The sequence below is a fragment of the Polaromonas sp. P1_E1_2 genome, assembly GCF_056406035.1.
Genome location: NZ_JBFUAZ010000472.1, coordinates 1 through 3,368, shown reverse-complemented (window position 1 = coordinate 3,368; position 3,368 = coordinate 1). Strand labels below are relative to the sequence as shown.

The following is a 3,368-nucleotide window of genomic DNA, read 5'->3' as shown; positions in this document are numbered from 1 at the left end:
TGCGGCGGTTGCAGCTAGCTTTGTTCTTGCCTGGCTAACTTTTGCCTTTATTGAGCGCCCAGTCCGCTCGGCCAGAAGGCTTTCTCAACCACGTCTCGCCGGTTTTCTCCTTGCTCCGCTGATCCTGGCCGGCATGGGCGGCTTCCTTGCATTGCAAACGGAAGGCTTGGGCCAGCGTCCCTGGATTCAGTACTGGGCTCGTTTCGATAAGAGCATCGCGATGAGTCCGCAGGCTAAGGACTGCTTCGACCTTCCTTCAGCGCACACGGCAGAAACGTGGATGTGTACCTGGGGCAAATCCGGGCCAGTCTCGACATTCGTCATAGGCGACAGCCACGCGCTCAGCGTGCTGCCCGCGCTTGAGGCGCTATCGACAGAAAATCGTGAGCGGATCGCCTTTGCTGGCGCATCCGGTTGCCCACATTTGCTTGGCATCCAGTCGGTACGCGACAAGGAAGGTGCGGTAGATTGCTTGCTCTTGAACGAGCGCGCTTTCGACTATGTAGTGAAGAATGGCATCCCGGCCGTTTTTCTCTTTGCCAGATGGACTTACTACACCGGGGGCAAGACCCGGCCTTGGGACCTCAACTTTCTATCGACGAACATGCGCTTGCCGAACTCGAAAGCCATGTCACGCGAATCATTTGTCGTCGGGCTTAGTCAAACCGTGGAGCGCTACAAGCGTGCGGGTGTCAAGATTTTCATCTTCAAGGACGTACCACAACAGCTGGTCGATCCAAAGAAAGTGCTACGGCGATTACGCTACAACACTGATTCCATCAATGACGCGGCAGTTCCAACCGATACACATCTTGCAGATCAGCAGTGGGTAAACGCACAGATTGATCGAGAGGCGATGAATGGTGCTGAAGTTTTGTCATTCAACGACCTGCTATGCAATGCTGCTGTCTGCCCTCTGGTCGACCGCGAGATGTTCCGGTATTTTGACGACGACCACCTCAGCGTTCACGGTGCAATGCTTGTGCTGCCGCGTATCCGGCAAGCCTTGCAAGCTGACAGCTTAACGGCTCACCACGCGAAACTGAAGCCCGTCAAAGACTCGCTCGCCATACGAAGCCTACCAGCACCATCGCAGATTGATGCTGCAAATTCCCCCGTCAGATCGGGCAGACCCCGAAGCATCATGGAGTCCGTGGACCAACTACCCAACTAGCCTCGCAATCGACGCGGTCACTTGGCATCGATGCTGTCGCTCAACCCCACTCCGACAAACGCCCCGAGACCAACCTGAAACGCCGCCCGCAACGCGAAGCCAGCGTTTCATCATGCGTGACCAGCACAAAGGCTGTGCCGAAGTCGCGCGCGAGTTGCAGCATCAGTTCAAACACGCCGTCAGCGGTAGAACGATCCAAATTACCGGTGGGCTCATCGGCCAGCACGCAAGCCGGTTGTGTGACGAGGGCACGGGCAATCGCGACGCGCTGGCGCTCACCACCTGAGAGCTCCGCGGGCCGGTGGTGAATGCGGTCTTTCAGTCCCACGGCCGCAAGCATCTTGGTCGCGACCCGCACGCACTCCGCAGGAGACTCGCGGCGAATCCACAGCGGCATGGCGACGTTGTCTAGTGCGCTGAATTCGGGCAACAGGTGGTGGAACTGGTAGACAAAGCCCAGGTGCTTGTTGCGCAGGTCGCCTTGTTGTTGGGGTGACAACGACGACAGCGTTTTGCCTTTGAGTTCGACCTGTCCGCTGGTGGGGGCGTCGAGGCCGCCCATCAAATGCAGCAGTGTGCTTTTGCCGGAGCCTGAGGCGCCGACGATGGCCAGCGTCTCGCCGGCGTGGACCTGCAGGTCTACGCCGTGGAGTACGGTCAGGTCGATCAGGCCTTCGTGGAAGCGTTTGGTGAGGCCGTTGGCTTTGAGCACTACTTCGCCGTTCGCGTTGGTGCTTTGCAGCGTATTCGTCATGTCGTTCTTGAGTTCACTCATAACGGAGGGCCTCCGCGGGGTTCACGCGGCTGGCGCGCCAGCTAGGGTAGATGGTGGCCAGGAAAGACAGCACCAGGGAGATGACGACGATCGGCATGATGTCGGCGTATTGCGGTTCACTCGGCATGCGGCTGATGAGATAAATGTCTTTGGGCAAAAAGCTGGCGTTGAGCGCGCGTTCAATGGCCGGCACGATGACGTCGATGTTGAAGGCAATGCCCAGGCCCAGAACGAGGCCCGAGAGCGTGCCGATGACGCCGACCAGTGCGCCCTGCACCATAAAAATTTTCATGATGCTTTTGGGGCTGGCGCCCAGCGTGCGCAGGATGGCGATGTCGGCGCGCTTGTCGGTCACCGTCATCACCAGCGTGCTGACGAGGTTGAAGGCCGCGACTGCCACGATGAGCGTGAGGATGATGAACATCATGCGTTTTTCAAGCTGCACGGCGGCAAACCAGGTTTTGTTCTGGCGGGTCCAGTCGCGAATCAGCAAATCACCGCTCAGGCTTCTTGACAGCTCAAACGCGACTTCGCGCGCCTGGTGCAGGTCTTTGAGCTTGATGCGGATGCCGGTGGGGCCTTCGAGGCGGAATATCCGCGCGGCGTCGTCCTGGTGCATCATGACCAGCGCCGAGTCGTATTCGAAATGGCCGGAGTCAAAGGTGCCGACCACTGTCATCTGCTTCAGGCGCGGCACCACGCCCGCCGGGGTGACCTGGCCGCTGGGCGCGATCAACGTGACGCTATCGCCCTCACGCACGCCCATGGCGCGGGCCAGCTCGCCGCCCAGCACCACGCCGAAATTGCCGGGCACCAGCTTGGCTAGCGTGGGGCCGGACGTCACGGCGAGGTCGGTGACCTGGCCTTCGAGKGCCGGGTCTATGCCGCGYACGASGGTGCCCTTCATGTCTTCRCCGCGCGCCAGCAGGGCYTGSGCSGCGAYRAAGGTGGCGGCGCCGGTGACCTGSGGGTTGGCCTTGATTTCAGCCAGGGTTTTTTCCGGATTGGGCAAGGCAGCGCCGTTGGGGGCGAATACCTCGATGTGCGAGATCACACCCAGCATGCGGTCTCGCACTTCCTTCTGGAAGCCGTTCATCACGCTGAGCACGATGATGAGCGCGGCCACACCGAGCGCAATGCMCAGCATGGACACGCCTGAAATAAAAGAAATAAAGCCGTTGCGCCGGGTGGCGCGGCCGGCGCGGGTGTAGCGCCAGCCCACTATCAGCTCATAAGGAATTTGCATACTCAACCTGGTAGTCGTTGCGGGCCACGGGTGGCCAGCTCGAACGGATTCTTATAGGGTGCGATTTGAGCGCCCAAATTTGAACGCCAATTGTGGCATCCCGGACAATAGCCCCATGTCAGCCAATTCCCCCACTCATTTCACAGGTCCGCACCTGCTGCTTCCCTTTGCGG

At 59.7% G+C, this 3,368-nt stretch carries 3 protein-coding genes; 1 reads left to right on the top strand and 2 read right to left on the bottom strand.

All coding sequences use genetic code 11. From position 1 onward, the window contains the following. A partial coding sequence (locus AC1D1P_RS18305; protein ID WP_477673944.1) for an SGNH hydrolase domain-containing protein occupies window positions 1-1,174 on the top strand: 1,174 nt, incomplete at its 5' end. Between the two features lie 40 nt (window positions 1,175-1,214). Here the strand turns inward: AC1D1P_RS18305 and lolD are convergent. Continuing rightward, complete coding sequence (gene lolD / locus AC1D1P_RS18300) at window positions 1,215-1,949, bottom strand: lipoprotein-releasing ABC transporter ATP-binding protein LolD (RefSeq protein WP_477673943.1); 735 nt, start codon at window positions 1,947-1,949, stop codon at window positions 1,215-1,217. Further along, window positions 1,942-3,195 carry a lipoprotein-releasing ABC transporter permease subunit gene (locus AC1D1P_RS18295; RefSeq protein WP_477673942.1) on the bottom strand — a complete coding sequence of 418 codons (1,254 nt, stop codon included), beginning with the start codon at window positions 3,193-3,195 and terminating at the stop codon, window positions 1,942-1,944. The genes lolD and AC1D1P_RS18295 overlap by 8 nt, the downstream gene beginning before the upstream one ends. Window positions 3,196-3,368: the final 173 nt, after the last annotated feature.

What these genes read in the sequence shown, in the direction of transcription:
- lolD (WP_477673943.1), bottom strand. Translation starts at nt 1,949, where the DNA reads ATGAGTGAACTCAAGAACGACATGACGAATACGCTGCAAAGCACCAAC.